The following is a 26332-nucleotide window of genomic DNA, read 5'->3' as shown; positions in this document are numbered from 1 at the left end:
CATTGTGTTACTATATATGATATAATGTGTTATACTAATATATAAATAAATCATGCTAGTGTACATGAGGGGGAACCGGAAATGGAAAGAAGTTTATCGATGGAGCTTGTCCGCGTAACAGAAGCGGCGGCACTGAATTCAGCTCGTTGGATGGGAAGAGGAAAGAAAGACGAAGCAGATGATGCAGCAACAACTGCAATGCGGGATGTTTTCAATACTATTCCCATGCAAGGAACGGTTGTAATCGGTGAAGGGGAAATGGATGAAGCGCCAATGCTTTATATTGGCGAAAAACTTGGTACCGGTCTTGGGCCACTAGTGGATGTTGCGGTTGATCCATTAGAAGGAACGAACATCGTTGCATCCGGCGGCTGGAATGCATTGGCTGTATTGGCGATAGCCGATAAGGGGAACTTGCTTCATGCCCCGGATATGTATATGGATAAAATAGCTGTCGGACCAGAGGCTGTTGGTCAGATTGATATCAATGCCTCCGTGTTGGACAACCTGAAAGCGGTAGCCAAGGCAAAAAATAAAGATATTCAAGACGTGGTTGCAACAGTATTGAACCGCGATCGTCATTCGAAGATCATTCATGAACTTCGTGAGGCAGGGGCACGTATCAAGTTGATCAACGATGGAGATGTAGCGGGAGCCATAAATACGGCCTTCGATCTTACCGGTGTTGACATCTTATTCGGATCTGGCGGAGCTCCAGAAGGAGTTATTGCAGCCGTTGCCTTGAAATGCCTTGGAGGGGAAATTCAAGGCAAGCTCGTTCCTCAAAGTGATGAAGAAGTGGAACGCTGTGGAAAAATGGGCCTTGATTTAGGAAGAGTCCTCAGAATGGAAGACCTTGTTCGCGGAGATGATGCGATTTTTGCTGCAACAGGTGTGACTGATGGAGAACTTTTACGCGGTGTACAATTTAAAGGGCATTACGGCGAAACACAATCCGTAGTCATGCGTGCTAAATCTGGTACCGTTCGTTTCATTGATGGTCGTCACAGTCTTAAGATTAAACCGAATGGTTTGATTGACTGATAGCGTTTTTTAGAAAAATCACTTTTAAAAAGCGAGCGGTTTCATCGCTCGCTTTCTCTTTTAAAAAATTTAAGTTGAATAATTAAAATAAAAAAAGTAAAATAAAGCTTGGTCTACTATTAATAATTTAAAATCTGCCCTTTCACTCCAAACTTCAAGAAGCCTTCAATTAATTTTCTTCTTTACATGTAAAAATGTATCATCCTTTCTAAGAAAACTCTGGTCGGGTACATGGATTGCGGTTTTTCTTCCATCTAACAAACCATTTCTTTTTCAGTATGGGTGAAAACGTTTAATTAATAAAAGTGTGGTGTCATAATGAATTTAACTATTTCTAATTTAGAAAACATGAAACTAAAGGATCTCTATGAGCACGCGCGTGAATATAAAGTTTCCTATTACAGCAAACTTTCAAAAAAGGAACTTATTTTCGCTATCCTGAAAGCGCAAGCTGAGCAGGATGGTCTCCTATTCATGGAGGGCGTTTTAGAGATCATCCCTTCAGAGGGCTTCGGTTTCCTGCGTCCAATTAATTATTCTCCAAGCTCGGAGGATATTTATATTTCTGCTTCACAGATCCGCAGATTCGATTTGCGAAATGGAGATAAAGTGTCCGGTAAGGTAAGGCCGCCAAAAGAAAACGAGCGCTATTATGGATTGCTGCATGTTGAAGCGGTCAATGGCGATAATCCGGAATCAGCAAAAGAGCGTGTCCACTTTCCAGGTTTAACACCGCTGTATCCAAACAGGCAAATTAAACTGGAAACGACACCGAAGAACTTATCAACCAGGATTATGGATGTCCTGGCACCGGTCGGTTTTGGACAGCGTGGGCTGATCGTCGCACCGCCAAAAGCCGGTAAAACGATGCTCATCAAGGAAATTGCCAATGCGATAACCACAAACCATCCCGAATCGGAATTGATTGTGCTGTTGATTGATGAACGCCCGGAAGAAGTGACTGACATTGAACGTTCCGTTGCTGGAGACGTGGTAAGTTCAACGTTCGATGAAGTGCCGGAAAACCATATCAAGGTAGCTGAGCTAGTGTTAGAACGAGCCATGCGCCTTGTGGAGCATAAACGTGATGTCATCATTTTAATGGACAGCATCACTCGACTTGCCCGTGCTTACAACCTTGTCATTCCGCCGAGCGGACGTACACTATCAGGGGGTATTGACCCTGCTGCATTCCACCGTCCAAAACGCTTTTTCGGTGCGGCGAGGAATATCGAGGAAGGCGGCAGCCTGACGATCCTTGCTACAGCATTGGTAGATACGGGTTCAAGAATGGACGATGTCATTTATGAAGAATTTAAAGGTACGGGTAATATGGAGCTGCATTTAGATCGTGCCCTTGCCGAAAGACGCATCTTCCCGGCAATCGATATTCGCCGCTCAGGCACTCGTAAAGAAGAATTGTTAATTCCTAAAGATCGCCTGGATAAACTATGGGCCATCAGGAAAACGATGTCGGATTCGCCTGATTTCTCGGAGAAATTCCTTCGCCGTCTAAAACAGACAAAGGGTAATGAAGAATTTTTCAGTAAGCTGGATGAAGAGATGTCAGAAATGAAAAAGGGGCCGGCGAGCGTAAAACGTTCTTAAACCCTGTAAGAAACAAACAGTTGCACAACTAGTCTTAAGTTGTTATAATGAGTTCATGTGTTTTTACAATAAATGTGAGGGTGTTTTTCCCTCAACTTGAAGTATATAACTCTGTTTCGAATGATTCAGGGCATAAGGAGCTGAAAAGAATGAAAACTGGAATTCATCCAAATTATAAGCTTTCAAAAGTAATTTGCTCTTGCGGAAACACTTTTGAAACTGGTTCAGTTAAAGAAGAGATCAAAGTTGAGACTTGTTCAGAATGCCATCCATTCTACACTGGTCGTCAAAAATTCGCTGAAGCTGGCGGACGTGTTGATCGTTTCAACAAAAAATACGGTATTAAATAAGCCGGACTTTTTAAAAAACAGGCAAGTATTTTTCTTGCCTGTTTTTTCTTTTCCAAAAACAAGTAAGAATTTATATAAAGCCGGGTCGACTTCAATTATGGCCAAGGGATCGACAGGTGGAAGGGAGTAGCTGTTTCCATGTATGTAATGAAACAAACAGGCTGGATCGAGCTTATTTGCGGAAGCATGTTTTCAGGTAAATCTGAGGAATTGATTAAACGAGTCAGCCGTGCTCAATTTGCTAAAGAGCAAATAGCTGTATTTAAACCAGCTATTGATAATCGCTATGCGGAAGAGGCTGTCGTATCACACAATGGCTCTTCTGTGATGGCAAAACCGATTGCCCATTCAACGGATATCTTTAAGTATTTGGACAAGCCCCTGGATATCATTGCAATAGATGAAGTGCAATTTTTTGATCATGAAATTATCGGGGTTGCCCAGCATCTTGCGGACAGCGGTTATCGAGTGATTATGGCTGGACTTGATCAAGATTTCCGAGGTGAACCATTCGGTCCTATGCCTGTTCTATTATCGCTGGCAGAATCGGTGACTAAGCTGCAGGCTGTGTGTGAAGTGTGCGGATCACCTGCGAGCAGGACACAGCGCTTGATAGATGGGGAGCCGGCCTCCTATGATGAGCCGATCATCCTTGTGGGTGCATCGGAATCATACGAGCCCCGCTGCCGCCATCATCACGAAGTTCCGGGTAAGCAGCCTGTTGGGATTAAAGAACGTATTTGAATGATGGTGCCCTATGACCCAATGAGGTCGTAGGGTGCTTTTTTTGTTGGGAATAATAATAAAGGGTGGACTTATTCAGGTGGTATGACCAATACATGGAAGCGAAATAAAAGATAAATATTGCCCTGTTTTGGGAAGGCTAACGAGGAAATGTTCTTCTTAACCAATCAAAATGGAGGGTAAAAATATGAAATCAAAACTGCTTATCATGACAGCCTTTCTGCTTGCTGCACTAACGGCATGCGGTCAAAATGACAATGCAATAAATAATGATTCGGAATATGGTGATCAATCCCGGGATGGCAGGGATTTTGTTGGCAATGGTTTAAATCAAGTATCCAATAATGATTGGGACAATGAAGCGGAACGGCCATCGGATCAAATCCTCAACACACCGCATCATACATCCAATAATTCTCCATCCCAGGGGCAGCAAATTGATGAAATCCGCGAAGTCATTGAATCAGAAACTAATTATGAGGCAGGTTCCGTTTGGTTTAATGGAAATACCATACATGTTACGGTCCATGATAAAGGCAAAATCAAGACGGAAAAAGAGAGAAATAAGGAAATGCAGCGAATACAAGGTATGATAAACAGGGTTGTGCCTCAATATAATGTAGATGTCAAATTAAACAAATAACGACATTTTTGAATCTCTTTGACGTTGATTATTCACCTATACTATAATTAACCTAGAAGTGAACTGAGCTGGGGCACTGAGCTACTTATTTATAGTTAAAAAAGATGGATTACTTCCAATTCGTTTCAGATGTTTTGGAAAATTTATGAGGTGAATAATTTGTTTGATCGATTGCAAGCAGTAGAAGATAGATATGAAAGATTGAATGAACTATTAAGTGACCCGGAGATCATTAATGACTCCAAGAAGCTAAGGGAATATTCTAAGGAGCAATCCAGCATACAAGATACCGCATCGACTTATAAAGAATACAAAGCGGTTCGTGAGCAACTCCAGGAAGCAAAGGCGATGCTGGAGGAGAAACTTGATGCGGATATGCGTGAAATGGTAAAAGAAGAGATCAATGAACTTGAAGATACCATACAAGGCCTTGAGGATAAACTGAAAATATTGCTTATTCCGAAGGACCCTAACGATGATAAAAACGTAATCATGGAGATCCGCGGAGCGGCAGGCGGAGATGAGGCGGCCTTATTTGCAGGTAGTTTATACCGAATGTATAGCCGTTTTGCCGAGGTGCAGGGTTGGCGAACTGAAGTCATTGAAGCAAGTCCTACAGGGCTTGGTGGCTATAAGGAAATCATATTCATGATTAATGGCAGTGGCGCTTATTCAAAATTGAAGTTCGAAAATGGAGCACATCGCGTTCAGCGAGTACCTGAAACTGAATCAGGCGGACGGATTCATACATCTACAGCCACGGTTGCCGTTTTACCCGAAGCTGAGGAAGTGGAAGTTGAAATTCATGATAAGGATATTCGTGTCGATACCTTTGCATCGAGCGGTCCTGGAGGGCAAAGTGTCAATACGACAATGTCAGCGGTGCGCTTGACTCATATTCCGACGAATACGGTTGTATCCTGTCAAGATGAAAAATCACAAATCAAGAACAAAGAAAAAGCAATGAAGGTTTTGCGTGCCAGGGTGTACGATAAAATCCAACGCGAAGTACAGGCGGAATATGATCAAAATAGGAAGCTTGCTGTTGGAACGGGCGATCGATCTGAAAGGATTCGCACTTATAACTTCCCGCAAAACCGCGTTACCGACCACCGTATTGGTTTAACGATTCAAAAGTTGGATCAAATCATGGAAGGTAAGCTGGATGAAGTGGTTGATGCATTAATCATGGAAGACCAATCTTCAAGGCTGGAAAATGCAGATGAGTAATTCTGCCGTGAAAGTGTTTGAAGCCCTTAAATGGGCTTCTTCTTTTTTAAAGGAAAATGATCGTGATGCCAATGCTGGGGAAATCCTGTTACAGCACTTTTTAAAACAAACTCGCTCCCAAATGCTGGCCAACCTTCATGATGAGCTTAGTGAAGCGGATTTTGGGCAATTTAAGGCCGCTATTGAGCTTCATGCTGAGGGAACGCCCATCCAATATATAATCGGCAGTGAAGAATTTTATGGACGGACCTTCTTTGTTAATGAAGAAGTGCTCATACCGAGACCTGAAACAGAAGAATTGATTTATTATACATTACGTAAACTCCCGGCCATTTTTATGGAGGGACAGAAGCTTCATTTAGCTGATATTGGGACCGGCAGCGGCGCAATCGCCATAACGATGAAACTTGAAAAATCAAACCTGTTGGTGACGGCCACGGACATAGCGGAACCATCGCTTGAGGTGGCGAAGAAAAATGCAGAATCACTTGGTGCCGAAGTGCAGTTCATGCAAGGTGATTTGCTTTTGCCTTTCATGAACATGAACCAGAAGGTGGACATCCTTTTATCGAATCCGCCATATATACCAGATGATGATCATAAATCCATGTCAGTAGTCGTAACAGGACATGAACCACATCGTGCATTATTTGCCGGTATCGATGGGCTGGATTTTTACCGACGCTTTATGGAGCAGTTACCTTTGATCATGAAGGTGCCTGGGCTGATCGGTTTTGAAGTGGGCACTGGACAGGGCAAGGCGGTTGCCGATTTATTGAAGCGAACCTTTCCTGCCGCAGAAGTATCCATTGTAAATGACATAAATGAAAAAGATCGAATGGTCTTTGCTGCATTAAAGTGATCCGTCTCCCTTCTGTGAGACGGATTTTTTTATGGGCACCATCCTCATTATCCTTTGGAATCTATATTTCCAGCTATCAACTTTTTTTATTTTTGCTAGTTTAAGATAGCTTGAAAATGGTGAGACTAATTCATGTGAGGGGGCGAAGGCGATGAAAACAAAACATTTAGCCATTATCTATCTATTAATCTTAACTATAGGAACGATCGTAAGTATATATATGCCTAAAACGGAGATGGTCGGTGCAGAAGATATGAAGGTGATCCCGGATGAGGCGATTCGTCTGCGGATACTTGCTAATAGTGATACAGAAAAGGATCAAGCGGTTAAACGGCTTATTAGGGATGAGGTAAATGAAGATATCACAAAGTGGGTCGAGGAGCTTACTTCTTTGGATGAAGCGAGGGATGTGATCACCTCGCATCTACCGGATATCCAAGCGACGGCTGAGGCAGTTATAAAGGAACAGGGTTTGGAGCAGTCAGTAAAAGTCGATTTTGGACAAGCGGAATTTCCGACAAAACTCTACGGGCAGTATTTATATCCGGCAGGGGATTATGAAGCAGTGATTATCACACTTGGTGATGGGGAAGGCGCTAATTGGTGGTGTGTTCTATTTCCGCCATTATGTTTCTTGGATTTTTCAAATGGGACGGCTGTAAGTCAAAGTCCGATTGTCGAGGAAGAAGATGAAGGATCCCTGACTTCGGATGGGAAGGCGTATGCTGCAACGAATGAAGAGAGTGAACCTGTTGCAGAGGGAGAAACTGAAGAAGAGGTGTTGGCTGAAAAGGAAAAAGGGCCTGAGGAAGAAGTTGAAGAAGAGGTAATGGAGGAGAGCGTAAAAGAGGAAGTAACGGAAGAAACGGTAAATGAAGAGGTTATAGAGCAAGAGGTAAAAGAAGAAGTGATGGTAGTAAAAGATAAGGAACAAGTGGCGGAGGAAGTCAGTGATGGGAATGTTGAAGAAAACAAGGTTGAACTTGCGGCATCCAATGAACAAGGTCAACAATTATATGAAGGGGAAAAGGAGCCTGAGGTGGAAGTGAAGTCCTTGTTTGCAGAAATATTCAATGATCTATTTTAAAAAGGGGGCAGCGGCCCTTTTTTTACTTTCAGATAATTATAAAAACATATCCACAGGGTTATTAACAAAAAATCAAAAAAATCTGTCATTAATCATTAATATCCACAAACTTATCCACGGATTCGATATGGTTATCCCCAATTTGTGGATAACACTTGAATTATGTGTATACTTCTTTTATACTTTCAAAGTATCTTTTAAGTGAAATTAGTACGTTAAATTGAAAATATCGTTCATATTAAAGCGATTATATAAAATAAGAAATGTTAAAAGGCGATGATGTTCAAGATGAAAACGAAAATTTGGTCAGTGGATAAAAATGTGGATAATTTACAAAGTTATCCCCAGATTACACAATCAGCTGAATTATTAAAGGCTAACCAAGTGGTTGCTTTTCCTACAGAGACTGTTTATGGACTAGGTGCGAATGCCAAAAATGACGAGGCGGTCAAAAAAGTGTTCGAAGCAAAGGGGCGTCCGAGTGATAATCCTTTAATCGTTCATATAGCGTCTGAAGAGCAGTTGTCAGGTATTGTAGAAGAGATTCCGGAACAGGCCCGGAAGCTAATGGCAGAATTTTGGCCGGGTCCTTTGACTTTGATCCTGAAACGAAAACCGGGCCAGCTATCAAATCTTGTGACAGCTGGATTGGATACGGTGGCTGTCAGGATGCCGGATCACCAGGTTGCCCTCGGCCTTATTCGTGCGAGTGATTTGCCCATTGCGGCTCCAAGTGCAAATACTTCTGGGAAACCAAGTCCCACTTCAGCTAAACATGTTGAAGATGACTTAATGGGCCGGATTGCAGGCATAGTCGATGGCGGGACTACGGGTGTGGGCGTAGAATCCACAGTACTTGATTGCACTGTTGAAGTCCCTGTTATATTAAGGCCCGGCGGAGTGACCCTGGAACAGCTGGAAGCTGTAATAGGGGAAGTCCGGCAAGATGTCGCTTTGAAGAATCAGGAAACGGCGCCAAAAGCCCCGGGCATGAAATATACCCACTATGCTCCGAAGGCCCCTCTATATTTAGTCAAGGGTAATCAAGCTTTCCTTCAGAAGCTTGTGGATGAGAAAAGAAGTGACGGGTTAAAGGTGGGTATCATAACGGCTTGTGAACATCAACAGGATTATAAGGCGGATTATGTGGTTGTCCCAGGTTCATTAGCTGATTTACATACTGTTGCGACAGGCTTATATGATGCTTTAAGACAGTTTGATGAACTGGAGGTCGATGTCATTTTTAGTGAAATGTTTCCTGACCATGGAATAGGGGCTGCGGTCATGAACCGGCTTGAGAAGGCTGCAGGTCATCAAATCATCAAGGAACATGTGTAATAAGGACTGATTTATTCTTCTATTTCTTTTCGGACATGCATAACATGTAGTAGGCACGTCCGAGGGAGGATTGGAATGAATACATTTGCTGGAGAAATCATCACCTTATTGCTAATGGCATTCGCGTTGGGAATGGATGCCTTTTCAGTCGGCCTTGGAATGGGAATGTTTAAGCTAAGGTTGAGGCAAATTCTTTTTATAGGGCTGACAGTTGGCTTTTTTCATATTTGGATGCCCTTGCTTGGAATGGGGGCAGGCCGTTTCATTTCAGAAAAATTCGGGACCTTCGCTACATACGCCGGCGGTCTATTGTTGATCATTCTTGGTATACAGATGTTTATCCCTGGTAAAAAGGATGGGGCTGGTGTCAGGGAAAATAAGATGCTGGCTCCTGTCGGGAAAGGTCTATTCATTTTTGCTTTAGGGGTAAGCCTGGATAGCTTCTCGGTAGGATTAACCCTGGGGATTTACGGTGCAAAAACGATTTTAACCATTCTTTGTTTTGGGTTTGCTGCCACCCTATTAACGTGGACGGGGCTTTTGCTGGGTAGAAAAATGCAGGGTTTGCTTGGCGTGTATAGTGAGATTCTTGGCGGAAGCATCCTATGTGCGTTTGGATTGAAATTATTGTTCTCTTTTTGAGCCGCTTGACTTATCTATCCTTCCTCAACTGTTCCGATTACCGGGGCGGTTTTATTTTTTCCTAAGACATGATGAGAGTGATTTTTAATAAACGGGCGATAGCTTATAATGAATAAAAAAGGAGGCGTCATAAATGATCCGAGTATTATTTGTATGTACAGGCAACACATGCAGAAGCCCGATGGCAGAAGCGATATTGAAAAATAAGAATATTGCGGGCGTTGAAGTGAAGTCCGCTGGCGTGTATGCTTCATCAGGCCAGGATGCTTCGACGCATGCTAAAAATGTATTGATTGAAAATGACATAGTGCATAATCATCATTCAACGCCTTTATCCGAGAAGGAGATGGAATGGGCGACTCATATTTTCACCATGACGGAAGGGCATAAATCGGTCATTACCCGTGCATATCCCCAGATGACCGATAAGACTTTTACTTTAAAAGAATTCATTATTGACGATAAATATGATAAAGACATAATAGATCCGTTTGGCGGTTCTGAAGGCATTTATCGGGAAACGTTCAGGGAGCTGCAGGAATTAATTGAAGAATTAGTCTTAAGGCTTAAATAGTAAGCAGGGTACATAATGTGGTCGCTGCAGTAAAAGATATTACTAAGCTTGTTGACCGTCAATTGGAAAGTGTATGATCAAGGCAGCACAAGAAGTTGCTGCTATTGCAGGAGAAACATCTGCTGGAGCGGAAGAAGTGACAGCTGACAAGCAAACAAGCGTCAGTCATGGAAAATGTCGAAAAATCGGCAATGGAACTTAAAGTGCAAGCGGAAAAGTTAAACAGTACCATTACCCGCTTCACACTTGACAGCAGGAAACCCAAGGCGGTTTCCTGCTTCTTTGAGGGGAAAAAAGGATGGACATCCTTTATCTTTTCATAATTTTGTGACACAATAAAATCAATTGAAAAAGCTAGAGGAGGATTATGATGAAAGTTGCGATTGCTTCGGATCATGGTGGTATGCATATCCGTGAAGAAATAAAGAATTTAATGAATGAGTTACAGATTCCATTTGAGGACTTTGGCTGTGAATGCACTACTTCGGTGGATTATCCTGATTATGCCTTGCCGGTTGCTGAAAAAGTGGCACGCGGTGAGTTCGATCGGGGCATTTTAATCTGTGGAACTGGAATCGGAATGAGCATTGCTGCTAATAAGGTCAAAGGAATTCGATGTGCTTTGGTTCATGATGTCTATAGTGCGAAGTTGACCCGTCAGCATAATGATACCAATATGTTAGCGATGGGGGAACGTGTCATTGGCCCGGGTCTGGCCAGGGAAATTGCACAAACATGGCTGACTTCGGAATTTGAAGGCGGACGTCATCAAAACAGAATCGGTAAGATCGCGGAGTATGAAGGTAAACACAGCTAATTTTTATGGTTTTTGGAGAGACCCCTTTTCTTTTGAAAGCAAGTTTTCTTATTGAAAGGATGCGTTTTCATGACAAGTGATGCTACATTTTCAAATGAGCTTGAGATATGGGAAAACCAGTTTCGGGAGCTTTTACATGAGTTTCAAGAACAGACGGCTTTAAAAGAGAAACAGCTACTGGTAATCGGCTGCAGTACAAGTGAAGTTATTGGGAAAAGGATCGGTACTGAAGGGACGCTCGATGTTGCAGGGATGATTTTTTTCGTAGTGAGGGATTTTCAAGAACAAACGGGTGTTCAGGTTGCGTATCAATGTTGTGAGCATCTAAACAGAGCATTGGTTTTGCAAAGGGAAACCGCGGTTCGATATGATTATGAAGAAGTTTCGGTTGTACCTGTAAGAACAGCGGGGGGATCGATGGCGACGTACGCCTATCAGCAATGGAAAGATGCTGTCGTCGTTGAACATATTAAAGCGGATGCGGGGATAGACATTGGGGACACCTTCATTGGCATGCATCTGAAGCATGTGGCGGTTCCAATTCGCTCTGCCATTAAAGAAATAGGGCATGCACATGTGACCATGGCAAAAACCCGCCCGAAACTGATTGGCGGGGAGCGGGCCGTTTATCAGGACATCTCTGAAAACAAGAGTTGTACTTAAGGTAAGTGAGACAGCATTTCTCGGATGGGGAATGCTGTTTTTTAATAGAATCTGAGCAAAATCGTAAAGCTCAAGATAAGGTTCACAAGAAAAATCTTCATTTTGTAGTGCTAATAGAATGGGGATTTCGCTCATTAAATAAGGGTGAAAAGGCTATTTATCATGATTTTGAAGTCAAATACGAACGTTTACAAATATAAAAACATTTAATGTTCGATAAAATTAGACTATCACTTCTAAATTAGACATGTTAAAATGGAGTAGAAATTTCTAATAAATTATTGGTAAGGCTTTTTCATGCTTTTTTGAAGGCATGTTGCACATAAATACTAAAAAGCGAATCACGCACAATTTGAGGAGGAATTACGGAATGAATCGTTTAGCAAAGCAAGATGAGCAAGTGTTTAACGCAATTCAACTGGAATTAGGGCGTCAAAGAAGTAAAATTGAGCTTATTGCTTCTGAAAACTTCGTGAGTGAAGCTGTCATGGAAGCGCAAGGGTCGGTCTTAACTAATAAGTATGCAGAAGGATACCCTGGAAAACGTTACTATGGCGGATGTGAGTATGTAGACATCGTTGAAGATCTAGCACGTGAGCGTGCGAAAGAAATTTTCGGCGGTGAGTATGTGAACGTACAGCCGCACTCTGGAGCTCAAGCTAATATGGCCGTTTACTTTACAGTGCTTCAAACCGGCGACACAGTGCTTGGAATGAATCTTTCGCATGGAGGTCATTTAACACATGGAAGTCCAGTTAACTTCAGTGGTGTTAACTACAATTTCGTTGAATATGGTGTAGACGAAAAAGATCACCGTATCGATTACAATGATGTATTGGAAAAAGCGCGTCAGCACAAACCGAAATTGATCGTAGCGGGTGCAAGTGCATATCCACGGGAAATTGATTTCAAGCGATTCCGTGAAATTGCAGATGAAGTCGGTGCTTATTTAATGGTCGATATGGCGCATATCGCAGGTTTAGTTGCGGCAGGATTACATCAAAGCCCAATTCCTTATGCTGACTTTGTAACGACAACTACTCATAAAACACTTCGCGGGCCACGCGGGGGAATGATCATCTGTAAAGAAGAATTCGGTAAGAAGATTGATAAATCCATCTTCCCTGGAATTCAAGGCGGTCCATTGATGCATGTAATATCCGCTAAGGCTGTTGCATTCGGAGAAGCGCTTCAAGATGATTTTAAAGTGTATGCACAGCAAATCATCGACAATGCTAAACGTTTGGGCGAAGGTTTGAAGAAAGAAGGGTTCACACTTGTTTCTGATGGAACGGACAATCACTTGATTCTTCTTGATGTCCGCTCTACTGGATTAACGGGAAAAATCGCAGAGCATGTTTTGGATGAAATCGGTATTACCGTTAACAAAAATGCGATTCCTTATGACCCGGAAAAACCATTCGTTACAAGTGGTATTCGTATTGGGACTGCGGCAGTGACATCACGTGGCTTCGGCTTGGAAGACATGGATGAAATAGCTGCAATCATCGGACTTGTTTTGAAAAATAATGAGGACGCAGCTAAACTTGAAGAAGCAAAACAGCGTGTTGAATCATTAGCGAACAAATTTGAATTATATCCTTCATTGTAATATTCTTGAGCCGCTTCCTTCTAAAGGGAGCGGTTTTTTTATACCTTATGGGAGTCAGTATGTGAGAAGAATCCGAATAGTGAAAATGGTCTGACATCTAAACCTTTATTGAAGATTGAAACGTTTTTCTGTAAAATAGGTTGAAGTGAATTTAAAAAGACACGAAAATTTTTCTATTCGATTAGGGAAATCATAAAAAAGCGCAAAACTAAGCAATGGAATTGGAGAGATGCTAAATGGGAAAAGTTTATGTTTTCGATCACCCGTTAATTCAACACAAATTAGCCTATATACGTGATATAAATACAGGAACAAAAGAATTCCGTGAACTAGTGGATGAAGTCGCTTCATTGATGGCATTTGAAATCACGAGGGATATGCCGCTGGAAGAGGTGGAAATCCAAACGCCTGTAAGCACGGCGAAAGTGAAAATGCTTTCTGGTAAAAAAGTGGGAATCGTCCCGATTTTACGTGCAGGCATAGGGATGGTGGACGGAATCATTAAGCTGATTCCTGCTGCAAAGGTCGGACATGTTGGTCTTTACCGTGATCCTGAAACATTGAAACCTGTTGAATATTATGCGAAAATGCCAAGTGATTTGGCAGAAAGGGAATGCATTGTCGTTGACCCGATGTTAGCCACTGGCGGATCAGCCATCGAAGCGATCCATTCCATTAAAAAGCGCGGTGCAGTGAATATTAAATTCATGTGTTTGATTGCAGCTCCAGAGGGTGTGGACGCATTAAAAGAAGCCCATCCTGATGTTGATATTTATATTGCTGGCCTTGACGAAAAACTGAATGAACATGGTTATATCGTTCCAGGTCTTGGAGACGCAGGAGATCGTTTATTCGGCACAAAATAAGGAAAGAAGCTGAGGTGTCACGAATGAACAAACCGATAAAAGTCATGACCATTTTCGGGACGAGACCAGAAGCTGTCAAAATGGCTCCCTTAGTACTCGAATTTCAAAAACACCCAGAACATTTCAAGCCGATCGTTGCTGTTACGGCTCAGCATCGCCAAATGTTAGATCAAGTTCTCGAACTATTTTCCATTCAGCCGGATTATGACTTGGACATAATGAAGGAAAGGCAAACGCTTGCTGACATTACAACAAGAGCATTAAATGGTCTTGATTCCGTAATGAAGGAAGCTAAGCCTGATATCGTTCTTGTACATGGAGATACAACCACAACGTTCGTCGCAAGTCTGGCTGCTTTTTATAATCAGATTGTCATTGGGCATGTTGAAGCAGGGCTGCGCACCTGGAATAAGTATTCCCCCTATCCGGAAGAGATGAATCGACAGCTTACCGGTACGATGGCGGATTTGCATTTTGCGCCGACTTCGAAAGCGGAGGAGAATCTACTTAAGGAAAATAAGAAGGATAATATCTTCGTGACGGGAAATACGGCAACCGATGCTTTAAAAACGACTGTGCGGTCCGCGTATTCCCATCCGGTTTTAAATGGACTCGGTAAAGACAGGCTCATTTTGCTTACCGCCCATCGCAGGGAAAATCTAGGTGAACCCATGAGGAATATCTTCTGGGCCGTGAAGAGAATCATTGCTGAGCATGATGATGTACAAGTGGTATATCCTGTCCATTTAAACCCACTTGTACAGGAATTGGCGAACGAAATTCTCGGCGACGATCCGCGGGTTCATTTGATCGAGCCGCTGGATGTTTTGGATTTCCATAACTTCGCTTCAAGAGCCTATCTGATTTTGACTGATTCTGGAGGAATCCAGGAAGAGGCACCGTCACTTGGTGTACCTGTCCTGGTTTTAAGGGATACGACTGAACGTCCTGAGGGGATTGCGGCTGGAACCTTAAGATTGGCGGGTACTGATGAACAAACCATTTATAATTTGGCACATGAATTGCTCACGGATCAAGAGGTGCATGAAAAAATGTCCAAAGCTTCAAATCCATATGGGGACGGAAACGCTTCGGTCCGCATAGCTGAAGCCATCCGTTACTATTTTAAGCAAATAAATATGCCACCAACTAGATTTGACTCATAAAAAAGGAAAAGCCATGCGCTTTTCCTTTTTTTATTTGCATACTCCAAGGTTGTTGAGAAAAGATAACTGCTAAGGGGATGATTATATTGGGAAAGAAAACGTTTCTAGTGTTTGTTTTCCTTTTTGTATTTATTTATCAAAATGAAAAGGGATTGGCATCCGTCATTCTGCCGCCTTTACCAAAACTATCAGAATCTAAGGAAGTAACGGTTGTTGTCACGATGGATAAGGCGTTTCAACGGAAAAAGATCGAAAAACTGCTTGAAAAATATCCATCCCTTCAATTACGGAATGTTTATTCGGTTGCCCTGAATGGATTTTCCCTTCATGGGAAGATGAATGAGATAGAACAACTTAAAAAGGAGGACGAAATTCAGGCTGTAACGGAAGTATCCGTTTATCAAGCCGTGTTGGATGAAAGTGTCCCGTACATAGGAGGAGGCAGGGCCAGGGGGTTCTTTGATAAGGAGAATCACCGGATAACCGGGAAAGGGGTAAAAGTAGGGATAATCGATACTGGCATCGATTATACACATCCAGATTTACAACGAGCTTATAAAGGTGGGAAGGATCTGGTTGATGGTGATGAAGACCCGATGGAAACTAAAAATCAAGGCGACCTGAATACATTACACGGTACTCATGTGGCAGGCATCATTGCAGCCAATGGAAAAATGAAAGGTGTCGCACCAGAGGCGGAGATATATGCATATCGAGCTTTGGGACCAGGTGGAGCAGGAGATACGGATCAAGTCTTGACGGCTATTGAGTCAGCCATGAAGGATAAGGTGGATGTATTGAACCTCTCTCTTGGCAATAACGTCAATGGCCCTGATTTGCCTATCTCCCTTGCATTGAATAAGGCTGTGGAAAGCGGCATAGTTGCCGTGACATCAAATGGGAATTCCGGTCCGGCTGTATGGACCGTCGGCTCACCCGGAACAGCGGAAAAAGCGATTTCCGTTGGGGCATCGACTCCTCCCTTAAGGGTTCCGTATATGATTTACGGACTTGGATCGAAAAAGCATCAATCGCATTTAACCTTGTTTCAAGGCTCTAAAAAATGGAACCTGACGTTTTCCGAGGATGTCATATATGGAGGACTGGGTAATGAAAAAGACCTGAAACATGTTCGGGATAAGATTGTTTTGATGGAACGTGGCACACTTACCTTCCAGCAGAAAGTATCCAATGCAGAAAAGGCAGGTGCAAAGGGGGTAATTGTTTATAATAATACGAGCGGTACCTTTACTGGAAGCTTGGAAAAGGAAATGAACATCCCAGCTGCTTCTATTAATAGAAGAGATGGATTGCAGCTTAAGCAAATCATGGAGCAAGGGCAAAGCAAAACCGTTCAATTTGTTTATAAGAACGAGCAGGATAGGCTCGCGGATTTTAGCTCAAGGGGCCCGGTAACCGTATCATGGGGAATAAAGCCTGACGTATTGGCACCGGGAGTGGAAATTGAAAGCACCGTTCCTAAAGGATATATGTCCTTGGATGGAACAAGTATGTCCGCACCGCATGTTGCAGGAGCAGTCGCATTAATCCTGCAAAAACACCCGGATTGGAATCCTGATCAAGTGAAATCTGCATTGATGAGCACTTCCAAGCCATTGAGGAAATCTGCGAATCAATTTTATCACACATACGAACAGGGGGCTGGACGCATTCAGGTCGACGAAGCATTAAAAGCGGACACGCTCTTGAATCCTAGCTCATTGTCCTTTGGGATGTATGCAAAGAAAGAAGGAATTGAAGAGCATCATGAAACGATAGTCATAGAAAATACCGGAACGAAAATGAGGAAGTACTCTTTTATGGTCCCATTAAAAGAGACGGGGCTCACTTGGGAATTGCCGAAATCCCTTACATTGAATCCAAAGGAAAAGAAACAGATTAAAGTGGGACTGCAGGTCAACCCAGCCGAGCTTAAAAAAGGAGTCTTTGATGGATACCTCATAATAATGGAAGGAACCAAAAGAATATCACTTCCTTATTTATATGTAAAAGAAGAGCCTGATTATCCAAGGGTAATGGGATTTGATTTTGGCCAAGGGGACCGGGCTGGCACATATCGATACGAAATGTACCTTCCGCGGGGGGCTGAGGAATTCGGTATTGCCCTTTATGAGGAAGATAGCTTGAAATTCGCTGGATATTTGGATTGGTCGAAATCGGCACCTTCCGGTTTGATCAAAAAAGATGTATTGAAAAAGGACTTGCCGCCTAAAGGAGTGTATAAAGCGATAATATTTGCGAGAAGGGGCGGAAGGGAAGATCGGATAGAAAAGACGTTACTTATTGAGTGAACAGATGACAATAAGTAAAATAAAACGGATGTCAATAGAAGAAAAAAGATAATTTGTGAACAATTCGTTAATAATTACAAACCTGTGACAAATTTCACTAACCACTCATTGACATTGATTCTAGCCTATTGTATGCTAACAAAGGATGTAAAATGAGAGGGTTTTCAGTAGCCCGGCATGCAGATTTTTACAGCATGAAATGTTTTCTATCCTCCACCAAATTCAACCGCGAGGATGCAACTTGCGTCAAATGATTTGCCGTCTAAAATGGCTATGACTTTGATGTCAGCGATTCTTTCTCAAATAGTCGGATCAGTTTTGTTCGGTATCTTCATTTACTTGCCAGAACCTAAGATTCGAACCGCTGCTATTAGTAATTGGCCTTCTTTGTGGACTTGCTAGGTTTACAAGCAATGCTTCATTCAGTACGAAAATATTTCTCAGGAGATTAAATGAAAAATGCCAGAAATGAAAATCATGTTCAACAGGCAGAGTAAATATATAATTTTTCTTCTGGCGGTTTATGTTGTTGGATGGGGACTTACGAGTTATCAAGCCGTTTTTGCTGGGCTTATACTGGGTACGAGTTTGAGTTTATACAATTTATGGCTGATCAATCAGAAAATGAAAAAGTTCAGTCAGGCGCTCGATGAAGGAAAGAAAACAAAATCTCTTGGGACGATGACTCGAATGGCATCCGCAGGTCTAGCGGTACTCATTGCATTGGAATTTCCGGAGCATTTTCATCTGATAAGTGTTGTATGGGGATTAATGACAGCTTATATTGTCATTTTTATAGATTTTTTCATCCAATTAATACGTCGATAGCGGGGAAGAGAGGTGAATATAGTTGAATCATGAAGCACCCTTACAAGAATTTATGGGTCTTACCTTTAACTTGAGTAACGTCCTAATGATTACAGTTGCCAGCCTAGTTGTGTTCATACTTGCTGTGCTTGGTACACGTAAGCTTGCAATGAAGCCAACTGGCATGCAGAACTTCATGGAATGGATTATGGATTTCGTTAAGGGTATTATTAATAGTAACATGGACTGGAGAACAGGTGGTCAGTTTCAACTGCTTGGTATGACTTTGCTGATGTACATTTTTGTGTCCAATATGCTAGGTCTTCCGTTTGCAATTAGTTACGATGGTGTGCTTTGGTGGAAATCACCAACAGCCGACCCAGTTATCACATTGACTCTTGCAGTCATGGTTTTAGGTTTAACGCATTATTATGCTATAAAAATGAAAGGCGCCAAGGGTTACTTTAAAGCTTATAAAAACCCAATGACACTTGTAGAGGAATTTACAAACTCCTTGACACTTGGTCTGCGTCTATATGGTAACATTTATGCTGGTGAAGTTTTGCTGAGTCTATTAGCGGGATCTCTAGCATTTAGTGGAGCTGCCGGATTTATTGGTGCAATTGTGCCTACATTAGTATGGCAAGGCTATAGTATTTTCGTCGGTAGCATCCAAGCGTTTATCTTTGTCACGTTAACAATGGTTTATCTGTCTCATAAAGTCAGTGACGACCATTAATTATAAGTTCATTTAGAACTAAAAAAATAATAAATTTTGATACAATCTAAGGAGGATATTTATAATGACAGGTTCAGTAGGTCTTCTTGCAGCAGCAATTGCAATTGGTTTAGCAGCACTAGGTGCAGGTATTGGTAATGGTCTTATCGTTTCAAGAACAGTAGAAGGTATCGCTCGTCAACCAGAAGCTCGCGGTATGCTTCAAACAACAATGTTCATCGGGGTAGGTTTAGTTGAGGCGATGCCTATCATCGCGGTAGTAATTGCGTTTATGGTATATGGTGGTTAATAGAACCTTTAAAAAGTTCAAAAATGGCGAAGTTCGTTCCATGTGAACCTTCGCCTTTCCTTTATGTCCACAATCCTGTTTTTATACAGTTTAAGAGCATAGTTTTCTAAAGTTCATATATAATGAACGCTTTAAGAAGTGAAACTCGTGAAGGGAGTGAACCAAGCGTGTTAACAAGCAGCTTTGTACTTGGGTCAACGTCTCATGGCTTTAATGGCGGAGACATGTTATACCAATTAGTAATGTTTATCATTTTGTTAGCGTTGCTGAAGAAATTTGCATGGGGTCCTCTAATGGGCATCATGACTCAACGTGAAGAACATGTTGCAAATGAAATTCAAGCAGCTGAAGCTAGCAGACAAGAAGCACTTAAATATTTAGAAGAACAACGTGAAATCGTAAAACAATCTCGCACTGAAGCGGGACAACTTATAGAAAACGCGAAACTTCAAGGTGAAGCACAGCGTGAAGAGATCGTGAATCAAGCACGTCTTGAAGCTGAACGCGTCAAAGAAACAGCTAAGCGTGAAATCGTACAGGAAAAAGAAAAAGCCATTACGGCATTACGCGAGCAAGTGGCATCTTTATCCGTACTTATTGCTTCTAAAGTAATAGAAAAAGAATTATCCGAAGCAGATCAAGAGCAATTGATTAATGACTACATTCAAGAGGCAGGAGAAGGGAAATGAGCGATATAACAGTAGCAAAGCGTTATGCCGTTGCCCTTTTCCAAATTGCGAAAGAGCAAAATCTCATTAACCAACTTGAAGAAGAGCTTCGCATAGTGAATGAAGTTTTTACAAATGATAATGAGCTATTAAGCTTTCTGGCTCATCCTAAAATGACTAAAGATGCAAAAGCAGCTTTGATTGCAAATGCATTTGCAAGCCTTTCTTCTTCCGTTCAAAACACTGTGATGTTGATGGTGGAGCGTCATCGTACAGATGAAGTGACAGCAATGGCACAAGAGTTCATTGAACTTGCGAATGAAGAAAACTCAGTAGCTGATGCAACGGTCTATACAGTACGTCCATTGACTGAAACGGAAGTGGAAGCTGTGTCTTCATCTTTTGCAGCGAAAATCGGCAAAAGAAATTTACGCATTACTAATATTACGGATAGCAATATCCTTGGCGGCATCAAATTACAAATCGGTAACCGCATTTATGACGGGACGATTAGCGGTAAGTTAGATCGCCTTAGCAAACAACTATTAGGTTAATATTCACAGATAGGGGTGAAATTCATGAGCATCAAAGCTGAAGAAATCAGTGCGCTGATTAAAAAGCAGATTGAAAACTATCAGTCGGAAATTAAAGTAAGCGATGTTGGTACGGTTATCACTGTTGGTGATGGTATCGCACGCGTTCATGGTTTAGATAATGCAATGGCTGGGGAGCTCTTAGAATTTTCTAATGGTTCAATGGGATTGGCACAAAACCTTGAGCAAAATAACGTAGGTGTTGTTATTCTTGGACCATTCAGAGACATTCAAGAAGGCAGTGAAGTACGCCGTACAGGAAGAATCATGGAAGTACCAGTTGGAGAAGAATTAATCGGACGTGTCGTGAATCCGCTAGGACAGCCTTTGGATGGTCTTGGTCCAATCGCTACAACAAAAACTCGTCCAATCGAAAGCCCTGCTACAGGTGTTATGGACCGTAAATCTGTTCATGAACCATTACAAACAGGGATTAAAGCTATCGATGCTTTAGTGCCAATCGGACGTGGACAACGTGAGTTAATCATTGGTGACCGTCAAACTGGTAAAACATCAGTTGCGATCGATACAATCCTTAACCAAGCTGACCAAGACATGATCTGTATTTATGTTGCTATTGGTCAAAAAGAATCAACAGTTCGTGGAACAGTTGAGACACTACGTAAAAATGGTGCACTAGATTACACAATTGTTGTATCTGCATCAGCTTCTCAACCAGCACCACTTTTATACCTAGCTCCATATGCTGGTGTGACTATTGGTGAAGAGTTTATGTTCGCTGGCAAGCACGTTTTAGTGGTATATGATGATCTTTCTAAACAAGCATCAGCATATCGTGAACTTTCCTTGCTTCTTCGCCGTCCTCCAGGTCGTGAAGCATTCCCAGGGGATGTATTCTACTTGCACTCCCGCTTACTTGAGCGTGCAGCTAAATTGAATGACACTTTAGGTGCCGGTTCAATCACTGCGCTTCCATTTGTTGAAACACAAGCAGGCGATATCTCTGCTTACATTCCAACAAACGTTATTTCCATCACAGATGGACAAATCTTCTTACAATCTGATTTGTTCTTCTCAGGTGTACGTCCTGCGATTAACGCTGGTCTTTCCGTATCCCGTGTTGGTGGATCTGCACAAATTAAAGCGATGAAAAAAGTTGCTGGTACATTACGTCTAGACTTAGCTTCTTATCGTGAATTGGAAGCATTCTCTCAATTCGGTTCTGATCTTGATGCTGCTACTCAAGCAAAACTTAACCGTGGTGCTCGTACAGTTGAAGTTCTTAAGCAAGATCTAAATAAACCAATTAAAGTTGAAAAACAAGTCATGATTTTCTATGCATTAACTAAAGGTCATTTAGATGATATTCCAGTATCGGATATCCTTCGTTTTGAAGAAGAATACTATGTGTTCCTAGATCGTTCTCATCCAGAATTATTAGATCACATTCGCACAACTAAAGGTCTTCCTGAAGACGCTGCTATCGTTGCTGCAATTAACGAGTTCAAAAAGAACTTCGTTATTTCTGAATAATAAGGTCTAACTAATTTATAAAGGGTGGTGAGAATGAATGGCCTCTTTACGCGATATTAAGTCTCGGATTACTTCAACGAAAAAGACGAGTCAAATTACAAAAGCGATGCAGATGGTATCTGCTTCTAAAATGAACCGTGCTGAAGCTAATGCAAAAGCATATGTTCCATATATGGAAAAAATTCAAGAAGTAGTATCAAGTATTGCGAACGGAAGCACGGATGCATCTCATCCAATGCTTGTTTCACGTCCAGTGAAGAAAACCGGTTACCTGGTAATCACATCGGACCGCGGATTGGCAGGAGCATACAACAGCAGTATCCTTCGCCACGTTCATAAAACTATTCTTGAACGCCATAAATCCAATGATGAGTTCGTCATTATCGCAATCGGAAGGGTTGGCCGTGATTTCTTTGTCAGCCGTAATATGCACGTAGAGCTTGAAGTAATTGGGGTTCCTGATCAGCCGTCTTTCGCTGACATTAGCTCCCTTGCAAAATCAACAGTTAATTTGTATCTAAATGAACTGTGTGATGAGCTTTATATGTACTATAACCATTATGTCAGCCCAATCCAGCAGGAAGTAACGGAAAAGCAAGTCCTTCCGTTAGCTGACTTTAATACTTCCAATACAGCATTGACTTCTTATGAATTTGAACCGAATGCAGAAGAAATTCTTGAGGTATTACTACCTCAGTACGCAGAAAGTTTAATTTATGGTGCTTTGTTAGATGGTAAAGCAAGTGAGCACTCTGCACGTATGACTGCAATGAAAAATGCAACCGATAATGCGAAAGAATTGATTGATTCACTTTCATTGCAATATAACCGTGCACGTCAGGCCGCAATTACTCAAGAAATCACGGAAATTGTTGGCGGTGCAGCAGCTTTAGAATAAAATTATTAAAGGGACGGTCGGCTCGGACGATGCTTGGCCGTTCCATAAACTTGATTGTCGTTATAAGCAACGTTAGGAGGGAAAACGATGAATATAGGACGCGTTACTCAAGTTATGGGTCCGGTTGTTGACGTGAAATTCGAAGACGGACAACTTCCTAAGATCTATAACGCGTTAAGAATCGAAAATACAGCGTCTGGTACAGGACTAACTCTTGAAGTAGCCCTTCAACTAGGTGATAATACAGTTCGTACTGTAGCAATGTCTTCCACGGATGGTTTAACTCGTGGTGCAGAGACTGTTGATACAGGAGCTCCAATTTCCGTTCCTGTAGGTGAAGTAACTCTAGGCCGCGTTTTCAACGTATTAGGGGAAAACATTGACCTATTTGAACCACTTACAGCAGAAGTACGTCGTGATCCAATTCACAGACAAGCACCAACTTTTGAGGACTTATCAACAACTGTTGAAATTCTTGAAACTGGTATTAAAGTAGTAGATTTACTTGCACCTTACATCAAAGGTGGTAAAATCGGTCTCTTCGGTGGTGCCGGTGTTGGTAAAACTGTACTTATCCAAGAACTTATTAATAACATCGCACAAGAGCACGGCGGTATCTCTGTATTCGCAGGTGTAGGTGAGCGTACTCGTGAAGGAAATGACCTTTTCTACGAGATGACTGATTCTGGTGTTATTAAGAAAACAGCGATGGTATTTGGACAAATGAACGAGCCACCAGGTGCACGTATGCGTGTAGCTCTAAGTGGTTTGACAATGGCTGAATATTTCCGTGACGAACAAGGACAAGACGTTCTTTTCTTCATCGATAACATCTTCCGTTTCACTCAAGCAGGTTCAGAGGTTTCTGCCCTTCTAGGCCGTATGCCTTCAGCGGTAGGTTACCAACCAACCCTTGCTACAGAAATGGGTCAATTACAAGAACGTATCACATCAACTAATAAAGGTTCTGTTACGTCTATTCAAGCGATCTATGTACCTGCCGATGACTATACGGATCCGGCTCCAGCTACAACTTTCGCTCACTTAGATGCAACAACTAACCTTGAGCGTAAACTTTCTGAAATGGGTATCTACCCAGCAGTTGATCCATTGGCTTCTTCTTCTCGTGCTCTTAGCCCAGAAGTAGTTGGAGCTGAGCACTATAAAGTAGCTCGTCAAGTTCAATCAACTTTACAGAAATATAAAGAACTTCAAGATATTATTGCGATCTTGGGTATGGACGAGTTAAGCGAAGACGAAAAAGTAATCGTTGGCCGTGCCCGTAGAATTCAAAACTTCTTGTCACAAAACTTCCACGTGGCTGAACAATTTACTGGTCAAAAAGGATCTTATGTACCAGTTAAAGAAACAGTCCAAGGATTCAAAGATATCCTAGCTGGAAAATATGACGAACTTCCTGAAGATGCTTTCCGTCTAGTTGGCCGCATCGAAGAAGTTGTTGCTAAAGCAAAAGAAATGGCTTAATTAAAGGGACCTAGGAGGGAATGAAATGAAGACCATTAAAGTCAATGTTGTTACTCCCGATGGCCCAGTATATGATGCAGAAGTTGAAATGGTAAGCACTAAAGCTAAAAGCGGTGAGCTGGGAATCATGGCTGGACACGTTCCAACTGTAGCCCCGCTTACCATTGGTGCTGTCCGTCTTAAAAATGGAAGCAACACAGACTATGTAGCTGTAAATGGTGGCTTCTTAGAAGTTCGCCCTGATGTGGTAACCATTTTAGCTCAATCTGCTGAAAGAGCTGAAACTATCGATCTTGCACGTGCTCAAGCAGCAAAAGCCCGTGCTGAACAAAGATTGCAGAACAATGATGGATCAAATGATGCCAAAAGAGCTAATTTAGCGCTTAAACGTGCCATCAACCGAATCCAAATTGCAGAAATGCGATAACTTTAATTGATGAAAACACCTGATCGAGCCATTTGTGGTAAGATTAGGTGTTTTTTTTAACCAAAAGGTTTTTGAGGATAGTAATATTTAATAAAAAAGGTTGTAGAATGAAAAAAAAGTCGAATTGTAGAGTAAAGTATTTTCCATTTTAATCCTTAACTCGTCGACATGCTTTTAGCCTAATGTTATAATGTATACGCTTACAATTATTGCTTCATACCCCCTCCTTTCACGTTGCTTCTAAAAGAATGTCACCCTGCATAATATTTAAAAGGTATCCAAAAAGAAGACAAGCAAATCTAAATTTAACCCATTTAACATGATTTATCCATAAAGGGAGATGAACATGGGACAGCTGCATATTTACCAAAATAATTATTTAATTGTATTTGTTTTCCTTTGTCTCGGCATTTTATTGCCTGTGATCGCTTTATTTCTTGGTAGACTGCTAAGGCCTTATAAACCGACAGATATGAAATATACGACTTATGAAAGTGGAATCGATCCTTTTCAGGATTCACGGGTTCAATTCAATGTCAGGTATTATCTATTCGGATTGATGTTCGTCATATTTGACGTAGAAACGGTTTTTCTTTACCCATGGGCGGTCGCTTATGATGAACTCGGACTGTTTGCATTGATTGAAATGCTGTTTTTTGTCCTGATCCTTATGCTAGGGCTAATCTACGCTTGGAAAAAGAAGGTGTTAAAGTGGAATTGAAATTAGATGAACTTACCCCTGCAGAAATGGAAGAAATGCGACACAGTATTTTTTTATCCACACTTGAACAAATAAAAGGCTGGGCTAGAAGTAACTCACTCTGGCCAATGACTTTCGGTTTGGCATGCTGTGCAATTGAAATGATGGGTGTCGGCTCCTCTCATTATGATTTGGACCGATTTGGATCATTTTTTCGGACATCACCCAGACAATCGGATGTCATGATTGTTTCAGGAACTGTAACGAAAAAAATGGCTCCAATAATAAGCAGATTATATGAACAAATGCCAGAACCTAAATGGGTAATTGCAATGGGATCCTGTGCAACTGCTGGTGGGCCTTATGTTCACTCATACTCAGTGGTCAAAGGGGTAGATCAAATTGTACCTGTCGATGTATATATACCGGGTTGTCCCCCAAACCCAGCTGCACTTATTTATGGAATCAATAAGTTAAAAGAAAAAATCCGTTACGAGGCGAAAACCGGAAAGCGGGTGATATAGATGAGTGAAAAGGAAGACTTAGCGAAGCAAAAGGCAGCGGCAGCTGCCAAGGCGAAGGCTGTAGCTTTGGCCCGAAAACAGGCGAAAGCTGAAAGTGCGGATGCGGAAGATGAAACGGATATAGCGAAGCAAAAGGCAGCGGCAGCGGAC

General features: G+C 41.9%; 29 protein-coding genes. All 29 read left to right on the top strand.

What is annotated here, in order from left to right; all coding sequences use genetic code 11:
* Nucleotides 1–81: 81 nt before the first annotated feature.
* The 29 genes from glpX to ACIQZD_RS16215 all read left to right on the top strand — a co-directional run bounded on the left by glpX (nucleotide 82) and on the right by ACIQZD_RS16215 (nucleotide 26182).
* Nucleotides 82–1044: a class II fructose-bisphosphatase gene (gene glpX, locus ACIQZD_RS16355; RefSeq protein ID WP_214744235.1), complete on the top strand. Its 963-nt coding sequence runs from the start codon at nucleotides 82–84 to the stop codon at nucleotides 1042–1044.
* A gap of 318 nt (nucleotides 1045–1362) precedes the next feature.
* Nucleotides 1363–2652, top strand: coding sequence for a transcription termination factor Rho (rho, locus tag ACIQZD_RS16350; RefSeq protein WP_034315849.1), 1290 nt, complete (start codon nucleotides 1363–1365; stop codon nucleotides 2650–2652).
* A 149-nt stretch (nucleotides 2653–2801) separates the two neighbouring features.
* The gene (gene rpmE, locus ACIQZD_RS16345) at nucleotides 2802–3002 is read left to right on the top strand and encodes a 50S ribosomal protein L31 (RefSeq protein WP_034315847.1); all 201 of its coding nucleotides are present in this window, start codon (nucleotides 2802–2804) and stop codon (nucleotides 3000–3002) included.
* Nucleotides 3003–3140: 138 nt separating this feature from the next.
* A complete protein-coding gene (locus tag ACIQZD_RS16340) occupies nucleotides 3141–3746 on the top strand; it encodes a thymidine kinase (protein ID WP_101223848.1) in 606 nt (201 codons plus the stop codon).
* Nucleotides 3747–3933: 187 nt separating this feature from the next.
* On the top strand, nucleotides 3934–4389 hold the full coding sequence (locus ACIQZD_RS16335) for a hypothetical protein (protein ID WP_402904547.1): 456 nt from the start codon (nucleotides 3934–3936) through the stop codon (nucleotides 4387–4389).
* Nucleotides 4390–4548: 159 nt separating this feature from the next.
* Nucleotides 4549–5619, top strand: a complete 1071-nt coding sequence (prfA, locus tag ACIQZD_RS16330; protein ID WP_402904545.1) for a peptide chain release factor 1 — start codon at nucleotides 4549–4551, stop codon at nucleotides 5617–5619.
* Complete coding sequence (gene prmC / locus ACIQZD_RS16325; protein ID WP_402904543.1) at nucleotides 5612–6481, top strand: peptide chain release factor N(5)-glutamine methyltransferase; 870 nt, start codon at nucleotides 5612–5614, stop codon at nucleotides 6479–6481. The genes prfA and prmC overlap by 8 nt, the downstream gene beginning before the upstream one ends.
* Nucleotides 6482–6632: 151 nt before the next feature.
* On the top strand, nucleotides 6633–7568 hold the full coding sequence (gene spoIIR, locus ACIQZD_RS16320) for a stage II sporulation protein R (RefSeq protein ID WP_402904541.1): 936 nt from the start codon (nucleotides 6633–6635) through the stop codon (nucleotides 7566–7568).
* A 288-nt stretch (nucleotides 7569–7856) separates the two neighbouring features.
* Nucleotides 7857–8906 (top strand): L-threonylcarbamoyladenylate synthase, encoded by a 1050-nt coding sequence (locus ACIQZD_RS16315; protein WP_402904539.1) that lies wholly within the window; start codon nucleotides 7857–7859, stop codon nucleotides 8904–8906.
* A gap of 75 nt (nucleotides 8907–8981) precedes the next feature.
* Nucleotides 8982–9548 carry a manganese efflux pump MntP gene (locus ACIQZD_RS16310; RefSeq protein WP_402904537.1) on the top strand — a complete coding sequence of 189 codons (567 nt, stop codon included), beginning with the start codon at nucleotides 8982–8984 and terminating at the stop codon, nucleotides 9546–9548.
* 133 nt (nucleotides 9549–9681) lie between these two features.
* The gene (locus tag ACIQZD_RS16305) at nucleotides 9682–10122 is read left to right on the top strand and encodes a low molecular weight protein arginine phosphatase (RefSeq protein WP_402904535.1); all 441 of its coding nucleotides are present in this window, start codon (nucleotides 9682–9684) and stop codon (nucleotides 10120–10122) included.
* Between the two features lie 73 nt (nucleotides 10123–10195).
* Nucleotides 10196–10324, top strand: coding sequence for a hypothetical protein (locus ACIQZD_RS16300; RefSeq protein WP_402904533.1), 129 nt, complete (start codon nucleotides 10196–10198; stop codon nucleotides 10322–10324).
* Between the two features lie 168 nt (nucleotides 10325–10492).
* The gene (gene rpiB / locus ACIQZD_RS16295; RefSeq protein ID WP_402904531.1) at nucleotides 10493–10939 is read left to right on the top strand and encodes a ribose 5-phosphate isomerase B; all 447 of its coding nucleotides are present in this window, start codon (nucleotides 10493–10495) and stop codon (nucleotides 10937–10939) included.
* 69 nt (nucleotides 10940–11008) lie between these two features.
* Nucleotides 11009–11602: a TIGR01440 family protein gene (locus ACIQZD_RS16290; protein ID WP_402904529.1), complete on the top strand. Its 594-nt coding sequence runs from the start codon at nucleotides 11009–11011 to the stop codon at nucleotides 11600–11602.
* A 370-nt stretch (nucleotides 11603–11972) separates the two neighbouring features.
* Complete coding sequence (locus ACIQZD_RS16285; RefSeq protein ID WP_053536892.1) at nucleotides 11973–13214, top strand: serine hydroxymethyltransferase; 1242 nt, start codon at nucleotides 11973–11975, stop codon at nucleotides 13212–13214.
* Nucleotides 13215–13450: 236 nt separating this feature from the next.
* Nucleotides 13451–14080 carry a uracil phosphoribosyltransferase gene (gene upp / locus ACIQZD_RS16280; RefSeq protein ID WP_101223839.1) on the top strand — a complete coding sequence of 210 codons (630 nt, stop codon included), beginning with the start codon at nucleotides 13451–13453 and terminating at the stop codon, nucleotides 14078–14080.
* 23 nt (nucleotides 14081–14103) lie between these two features.
* Complete coding sequence (wecB, locus tag ACIQZD_RS16275) at nucleotides 14104–15246, top strand: non-hydrolyzing UDP-N-acetylglucosamine 2-epimerase (protein ID WP_402904526.1); 1143 nt, start codon at nucleotides 14104–14106, stop codon at nucleotides 15244–15246.
* A gap of 86 nt (nucleotides 15247–15332) precedes the next feature.
* Entirely contained in the window at nucleotides 15333–17558 is a 2226-nt protein-coding gene (locus ACIQZD_RS16270) for a S8 family serine peptidase (RefSeq protein ID WP_402904524.1), read from the top strand.
* Nucleotides 17559–18017: 459 nt separating this feature from the next.
* Nucleotides 18018–18386 (top strand): ATP synthase subunit I, encoded by a 369-nt coding sequence (locus ACIQZD_RS16265; RefSeq protein WP_048685860.1) that lies wholly within the window; start codon nucleotides 18018–18020, stop codon nucleotides 18384–18386.
* 22 nt (nucleotides 18387–18408) lie between these two features.
* A complete protein-coding gene (atpB, locus tag ACIQZD_RS16260) occupies nucleotides 18409–19104 on the top strand; it encodes a F0F1 ATP synthase subunit A (protein WP_137017338.1) in 696 nt (231 codons plus the stop codon).
* A gap of 64 nt (nucleotides 19105–19168) precedes the next feature.
* Nucleotides 19169–19393: a F0F1 ATP synthase subunit C gene (gene atpE / locus ACIQZD_RS16255; RefSeq protein ID WP_048685857.1), complete on the top strand. Its 225-nt coding sequence runs from the start codon at nucleotides 19169–19171 to the stop codon at nucleotides 19391–19393.
* Between the two features lie 167 nt (nucleotides 19394–19560).
* The gene (gene atpF / locus ACIQZD_RS16250) at nucleotides 19561–20082 is read left to right on the top strand and encodes a F0F1 ATP synthase subunit B (RefSeq protein ID WP_048685855.1); all 522 of its coding nucleotides are present in this window, start codon (nucleotides 19561–19563) and stop codon (nucleotides 20080–20082) included.
* Nucleotides 20079–20615: a F0F1 ATP synthase subunit delta gene (locus tag ACIQZD_RS16245; RefSeq protein ID WP_101223834.1), complete on the top strand. Its 537-nt coding sequence runs from the start codon at nucleotides 20079–20081 to the stop codon at nucleotides 20613–20615. Before atpF ends, ACIQZD_RS16245 begins: the two co-directional genes overlap by 4 nt.
* Before the next feature lie 24 nt (nucleotides 20616–20639).
* Complete coding sequence (gene atpA, locus ACIQZD_RS16240) at nucleotides 20640–22148, top strand: F0F1 ATP synthase subunit alpha (protein WP_377394422.1); 1509 nt, start codon at nucleotides 20640–20642, stop codon at nucleotides 22146–22148.
* A 37-nt stretch (nucleotides 22149–22185) separates the two neighbouring features.
* The gene (locus ACIQZD_RS16235; RefSeq protein WP_402904521.1) at nucleotides 22186–23046 is read left to right on the top strand and encodes a F0F1 ATP synthase subunit gamma; all 861 of its coding nucleotides are present in this window, start codon (nucleotides 22186–22188) and stop codon (nucleotides 23044–23046) included.
* An 87-nt stretch (nucleotides 23047–23133) separates the two neighbouring features.
* Nucleotides 23134–24531: a F0F1 ATP synthase subunit beta gene (gene atpD, locus ACIQZD_RS16230; RefSeq protein ID WP_377394418.1), complete on the top strand. Its 1398-nt coding sequence runs from the start codon at nucleotides 23134–23136 to the stop codon at nucleotides 24529–24531.
* 25 nt (nucleotides 24532–24556) lie between these two features.
* Nucleotides 24557–24958: a F0F1 ATP synthase subunit epsilon gene (locus tag ACIQZD_RS16225; RefSeq protein ID WP_048685840.1), complete on the top strand. Its 402-nt coding sequence runs from the start codon at nucleotides 24557–24559 to the stop codon at nucleotides 24956–24958.
* A 346-nt stretch (nucleotides 24959–25304) separates the two neighbouring features.
* A complete protein-coding gene (locus ACIQZD_RS16220) occupies nucleotides 25305–25679 on the top strand; it encodes an NADH-quinone oxidoreductase subunit A (RefSeq protein WP_137017336.1) in 375 nt (124 codons plus the stop codon).
* 26 nt (nucleotides 25680–25705) lie between these two features.
* Entirely contained in the window at nucleotides 25706–26182 is a 477-nt protein-coding gene (locus ACIQZD_RS16215) for a NuoB/complex I 20 kDa subunit family protein (RefSeq protein ID WP_170946902.1), read from the top strand.
* Nucleotides 26183–26332 lie beyond the last annotated feature (150 nt).

The organism is Peribacillus sp. NPDC096447, assembly GCF_044762725.1.
GTDB lineage: Bacteria > Bacillota > Bacilli > Bacillales > DSM-1321 > Peribacillus.
Note: the sequence above shows the minus strand (reverse complement) of the source record. Positions and strands in the feature narration are given on the sequence as shown.

Excerpts from the sequence above, each read along its gene's own strand:
- prmC (WP_402904543.1), top strand. The coding sequence starts at position 5,612 with ATGAGTAATTCTGCCGTGAAAGTGTTTGAAGCCCTTAAATGGGCTTCT.
- ACIQZD_RS16300 (WP_402904533.1), top strand. The coding sequence starts at position 10,196 with ATGATCAAGGCAGCACAAGAAGTTGCTGCTATTGCAGGAGAAACATCT.
- atpD (WP_377394418.1), top strand. The coding sequence starts at position 23,134 with ATGAATATAGGACGCGTTACTCAAGTTATGGGTCCGGTTGTTGACGTG.
- ACIQZD_RS16215 (WP_170946902.1), top strand. The coding sequence starts at position 25,706 with ATGGAAGAAATGCGACACAGTATTTTTTTATCCACACTTGAACAAATA.
- upp (WP_101223839.1), top strand. The coding sequence starts at position 13,451 with ATGGGAAAAGTTTATGTTTTCGATCACCCGTTAATTCAACACAAATTA.
- ACIQZD_RS16335 (WP_402904547.1), top strand. The coding sequence starts at position 3,934 with ATGAAATCAAAACTGCTTATCATGACAGCCTTTCTGCTTGCTGCACTA.
- ACIQZD_RS16310 (WP_402904537.1), top strand. The coding sequence starts at position 8,982 with ATGAATACATTTGCTGGAGAAATCATCACCTTATTGCTAATGGCATTC.
- ACIQZD_RS16285 (WP_053536892.1), top strand. The coding sequence starts at position 11,973 with ATGAATCGTTTAGCAAAGCAAGATGAGCAAGTGTTTAACGCAATTCAA.
- ACIQZD_RS16225 (WP_048685840.1), top strand. The coding sequence starts at position 24,557 with ATGAAGACCATTAAAGTCAATGTTGTTACTCCCGATGGCCCAGTATAT.
- atpE (WP_048685857.1), top strand. The coding sequence starts at position 19,169 with ATGACAGGTTCAGTAGGTCTTCTTGCAGCAGCAATTGCAATTGGTTTA.
- atpA (WP_377394422.1), top strand. The coding sequence starts at position 20,640 with ATGAGCATCAAAGCTGAAGAAATCAGTGCGCTGATTAAAAAGCAGATT.
- rho (WP_034315849.1), top strand. The coding sequence starts at position 1,363 with ATGAATTTAACTATTTCTAATTTAGAAAACATGAAACTAAAGGATCTC.
- ACIQZD_RS16305 (WP_402904535.1), top strand. The coding sequence starts at position 9,682 with ATGATCCGAGTATTATTTGTATGTACAGGCAACACATGCAGAAGCCCG.
- wecB (WP_402904526.1), top strand. The coding sequence starts at position 14,104 with ATGAACAAACCGATAAAAGTCATGACCATTTTCGGGACGAGACCAGAA.
- ACIQZD_RS16340 (WP_101223848.1), top strand. The coding sequence starts at position 3,141 with ATGTATGTAATGAAACAAACAGGCTGGATCGAGCTTATTTGCGGAAGC.
- ACIQZD_RS16290 (WP_402904529.1), top strand. The coding sequence starts at position 11,009 with ATGACAAGTGATGCTACATTTTCAAATGAGCTTGAGATATGGGAAAAC.
- glpX (WP_214744235.1), top strand. The coding sequence starts at position 82 with ATGGAAAGAAGTTTATCGATGGAGCTTGTCCGCGTAACAGAAGCGGCG.
- rpmE (WP_034315847.1), top strand. The coding sequence starts at position 2,802 with ATGAAAACTGGAATTCATCCAAATTATAAGCTTTCAAAAGTAATTTGC.
- spoIIR (WP_402904541.1), top strand. The coding sequence starts at position 6,633 with ATGAAAACAAAACATTTAGCCATTATCTATCTATTAATCTTAACTATA.
- ACIQZD_RS16245 (WP_101223834.1), top strand. The coding sequence starts at position 20,079 with ATGAGCGATATAACAGTAGCAAAGCGTTATGCCGTTGCCCTTTTCCAA.
- ACIQZD_RS16315 (WP_402904539.1), top strand. The coding sequence starts at position 7,857 with ATGAAAACGAAAATTTGGTCAGTGGATAAAAATGTGGATAATTTACAA.
- rpiB (WP_402904531.1), top strand. The coding sequence starts at position 10,493 with ATGAAAGTTGCGATTGCTTCGGATCATGGTGGTATGCATATCCGTGAA.
- ACIQZD_RS16235 (WP_402904521.1), top strand. The coding sequence starts at position 22,186 with ATGGCCTCTTTACGCGATATTAAGTCTCGGATTACTTCAACGAAAAAG.
- ACIQZD_RS16265 (WP_048685860.1), top strand. The coding sequence starts at position 18,018 with ATGCCAGAAATGAAAATCATGTTCAACAGGCAGAGTAAATATATAATT.
- ACIQZD_RS16220 (WP_137017336.1), top strand. The coding sequence starts at position 25,305 with ATGGGACAGCTGCATATTTACCAAAATAATTATTTAATTGTATTTGTT.